At 68.9% G+C, this 3,790-nt stretch carries 3 protein-coding genes; 1 reads left to right on the top strand and 2 read right to left on the bottom strand.

The window, feature by feature from the left end; genetic code table 11:
• Positions 1–136: 136 nt before the first annotated feature.
• Together QZ433_RS08425 and QZ433_RS08420 are read right to left on the bottom strand one after the other, a co-directional pair.
• Positions 137–1,453 carry an Nramp family divalent metal transporter gene (locus QZ433_RS08425; protein WP_295781890.1) on the bottom strand — a complete coding sequence of 439 codons (1,317 nt, stop codon included), beginning with the start codon at positions 1,451–1,453 and terminating at the stop codon, positions 137–139.
• 75 nt (positions 1,454–1,528) lie between these two features.
• Entirely contained in the window at positions 1,529–2,464 is a 936-nt protein-coding gene (locus QZ433_RS08420; protein WP_295781886.1) for a dihydrodipicolinate synthase family protein, read from the bottom strand.
• A gap of 169 nt (positions 2,465–2,633) precedes the next feature.
• Here QZ433_RS08420 and QZ433_RS08415 point away from each other — a divergent pair, with 169 nt between their 5' ends.
• On the top strand, positions 2,634–3,653 hold the full coding sequence (locus QZ433_RS08415) for a LacI family DNA-binding transcriptional regulator (RefSeq protein WP_295781883.1): 1,020 nt from the start codon (positions 2,634–2,636) through the stop codon (positions 3,651–3,653).
• The last annotated feature ends 137 nt before the right edge of the window (positions 3,654–3,790 follow it).

Raw genomic sequence — 3,790 nt, 5'->3', positions numbered from 1 at the left:
TTCGAGGGCGCGCGTGCGCGCGGCGCGCGCGTCCTCGAACGAGCCAAGCAGCGCGCCGAGCGGGAGGACGCGTCGGCTCGGCGCTGAGGCGCGAAAAAGGGCCCGGTAATGACCGGGCCCTTTCGCGTCGCGCGGCTCAGCCGCCGATCAGGCTGACCAGCAGACGGACCGACAGGGCGACGACCGCCACCAGTCCGATCGCGCCGGCGACGTTCTGCCACCAGCAGTTGCGCAGCGGTCCCATGAGCGAGCGGTTGTTGGCCATGACGATGATCAATGCCGCCAGGATCGGGGCGAACAGCACCGTCAGGGCCTGCGCGATCACGATGAGCTGAACCGGAGATGTGCCGGCGAAGGCGAGCGTGACGCCGATGCCGAACAGCAGGATGAAAGCGCTGCCGAACCGCGCGGTGCGCGTCTCGGCCGAGGCGCCGCGGCCGATGGCATCCGAGAGCATGGTTCCGCCGGCGATGCAGTTGGGGATCATCGACGAGAACGCCGCCCCGAAGAAGCCCAGGGCGAAAATGAACGCGCCCACCGGACCGGCCACGGGCTCGAAGATCCGCGCGAGTCCCGTGAAGGCGCCGGGGGTGTCGGCGCCGGTCTGACCGAGGACGGATGCCGCCACCACGATCACCAGTGCCGTCATGAGGCCGGGCGCGACGATACCGGGGATCGTGTCGACGATAGTGATGTCGCGGTACTCGTTCGCATCGCGATCACGCGCCTTGGTTCCGTACGAGGCGAAGAAGGCGGCGTTGATCGAGAAGTTCGTACCGACGAGACCGATGATGAGCAGCCACGCTCCGCCCGGCACGACCGGGATGAGTCCTGCGCCCGCCGCGGCCCAGTCGGGGTTCGAGGCGAAGGCCGAGGCGATGAAGCAGAACGCCATGAGCGCGACGATGACGATCAGGACCTTCTCGACCACGCCGTAGATCTTCTTCAGCAGCAGGATCGTCCCCACCAGGGCGGTGCAGATGATCGTCCACATAACGGGGGAGGTCCCCGGGACGAGCATCGACAGGCCGACACCCGAGCCGACGGCGTTGCCGACCGAGAAGCACAGGGTGATGAGGAAGACGCCGATGCCGGCGAGCACCCCCGCCCACGTGCCCAGCGAGTCCTTGATGGACGAGATCAGCGAGACGGGCGTGCGGATACCGAGGCGCACGCTCATGTCGGTGAGGAAGATCATGAGGATCGTCGAGACGACGATGACCCAGATGAGGGTGTATCCGTACAGGGCACCGGCGTTCATGGCCGTGGTCAGGTTGCCCGGCCCGAACTGCCAGGCACCCGCAACGAACGCGGGGCCGATGAGGGCGAGTCGACGCCAGAACGTGCGTCGGGTGCGATGGGAGTCCACGATGCTGCGCACCGTTTCGGTGGGGATGCGCCCGTGGCCGGTGCCGGGGGTCGCGGGAGGTCGTGAGGTGGTGCGGTCGCTCATGGGTCGTTCCTTCCGTCATCGTTGACAAAAGCGGGTTCATGAGGGGCGGCCGTCCGCGACGGCCGCCCCGTGCGGTCAGGCCGGGACGACCACGCTTCCGAGGTCGGCCGAGGCGAAGGCGGCGGCGATCTCGGCGTCGGCGCCCGCCGGAAGGGGCAGCAGGGGCTCGCGCACGGTGGCGTGATCCAGGATGCCACGGTTGACCAGGCCCCACTTGAGGGCGACGGTCCCCTCCATGTGCGATCCTCGGTGGTAGACCGCCTTGGTCACCGGCAGCAGGCGCTCGTGGATGGCGTGGGCTGCCGCATAGTCGCGCGCCTTGCCTGCCTCGATCAGGTCGACGAGCAGCTCCGGAGCGATGTTTCCGTATCCGACGAGCAGGCCGTCAACGTCGAACATCGTCGGCAGCAGGTACTCGTCGTGGCACGACAGCACCTGCATGTCGGGGTAGGCGGCGCGCAATGCGGGGATCTCGGTGTACCACCGTCGCATGTTGCGCACGCCGTTCTTGGTGTGGTTGACGCCCTCTTGGCCGGCGATCTCGAGCTGGGTGTCGAGGTCGTACGAGGCCTTGGTGTTGTCGGGGTACTGGAAGAGGATCTCTTCGAGACCCGACTCCTCCCAGATGGCGCGGTAGCGGGTCTGGGGGGCGCCGGGCTGGAAGCCGAAGCGCAGCCAGCCGTGCGAGGGATAGACCAGTGCGCCCTTCGCGCCGGCGGCAGCGGCATCCTTCGCCTCGAGGGCGGCAGTCAGGTTGCCCTCTTTGGTGATGCCCGCGATGATCGGCAGCCGGTCGTCGACGGAGTCGCGGAAGGCCCGGATGACGTCGAGCTGCTCCTTCTCGGTGAGGAAGGTGCCCTCGCCGGCGTGGCCGAGGACGACGAGGCTCTTGACGCCGTCGATCGAGCCGAGCCACGAACCCAGGCGCTGGATGGCAACGTAGTCGACGTCGCCGTCGGGGGTGAACGGGGTAACGGGGGCGGGGTTCAGGCCGCGGAGGTCGAGGACCATGATCGTCTCCTTCTGTCTTCTCTTCGTCGAGGGAACCTGCGTTATGAGAACGTTTGCAGGAACGATTGCAAGTGTGAGCCGTCGCCCGCTGCGGTGTCAAGAGTTCTCGTGAAAACGTTCCCGGGAAGGATCCCCGCCACCGCGGGTAAGGTGGGCGGAGGGAGGCGTCATGGTCGACATCGAAACGGGCGAGCGCCGCATCGTCACCCTGCGCGACGTGGCAACGGCATCCGGTGTCAGCATCTCCACCGTCAGTCGTGTCCTCGACGACCGCACCCCCCGCTCCGCCTCGGCGACGGCCGAGCGCGTGCGGGCCGTCGCCGACGAACTCGGCTACCGCCGCAACGTCTCGGCCTCGAGTCTGCGCCGCGGCGTCACCGCGACCATCGGCGTGCTCGTGCCCCGGCTGACCGACGCCGTCATGGCGCTGATGTTCGAGGCGATCGAGCGAGCCGCGCATCGACGCGGGTACTTCGCCGTGGTCGCGACCTGCGGCGACGACGTCGACGAGGAGCGGCGCGCGACCGAAACGCTCCTCGGCCGCGGCGTCGACGGGCTCGTCCTGGCAACGGCCCGGCTCGACGACGCCCTGCCGGCCTCGCTGCGTGATCGCGGCATCCCGCACGTGCTCGCCCTGCGAACCGACGGCGTCAGTCCGTCATCGCTCGGAGACGATGAGACCGGGGGCTATCTCGCGGTGCGCCATCTGCTCGACCTGGGGCATCGCGACATCGGCATCGTCACGGGTCCCTGGTTCACCTCGAGCGGGCGCGACCGCCGCGCCGGTGCCGAGCGGGCGTTGCGCGAGGCAGGGGTTGAGCTCGCCGAGGAGCGTGTTCTGGCGGTGGGGTACGGTCTCGACCACGGCATCGAGGCCGCTCACAGCCTGCTCGACACCCGCGACCGTCCGACGGCCGTCTTCGCGGCGAACGATAACCTCGCCCTGGGTATGTCCAGTGTCGCGCAGGCACTGGGTATGGCGACAGGCCGCGACCTCTCGCTCGTCGGGTACAACGACATCCCCCTCGTGTCGCGGCTTCCCGTGCCGCTTACCTCGGTGCACACGCATTTCGACCGCATCGCCGAGACGGCCCTCGATCTCTTGCTCGCTCCCGAGACCCCCGCGCGGATCGAACGGACCATGCCGACGCTCATCCCGCGCTCCTCGACCGCCGCCGTCACCCGCTGACGGCGGCGCCGCCACCCGGTGACGGAGGGCTAGCGTAGAACGCGATCGAAGGAGCACCATGATCCCCACCGCCGCGTCCGCGACCGACCTCTACCGCGCCGCGCGCGACGAACTCCTCGCCGCCCGCACCGACCCGC

The sequence above is a fragment of the uncultured Microbacterium sp. genome (assembly GCF_913776565.1).
GTDB lineage: Bacteria > Actinomycetota > Actinomycetes > Actinomycetales > Microbacteriaceae > Microbacterium.
The sequence above is the reverse complement of the archived record's forward strand: the minus strand, read 5'-3'. Positions and strand labels throughout refer to the sequence as shown.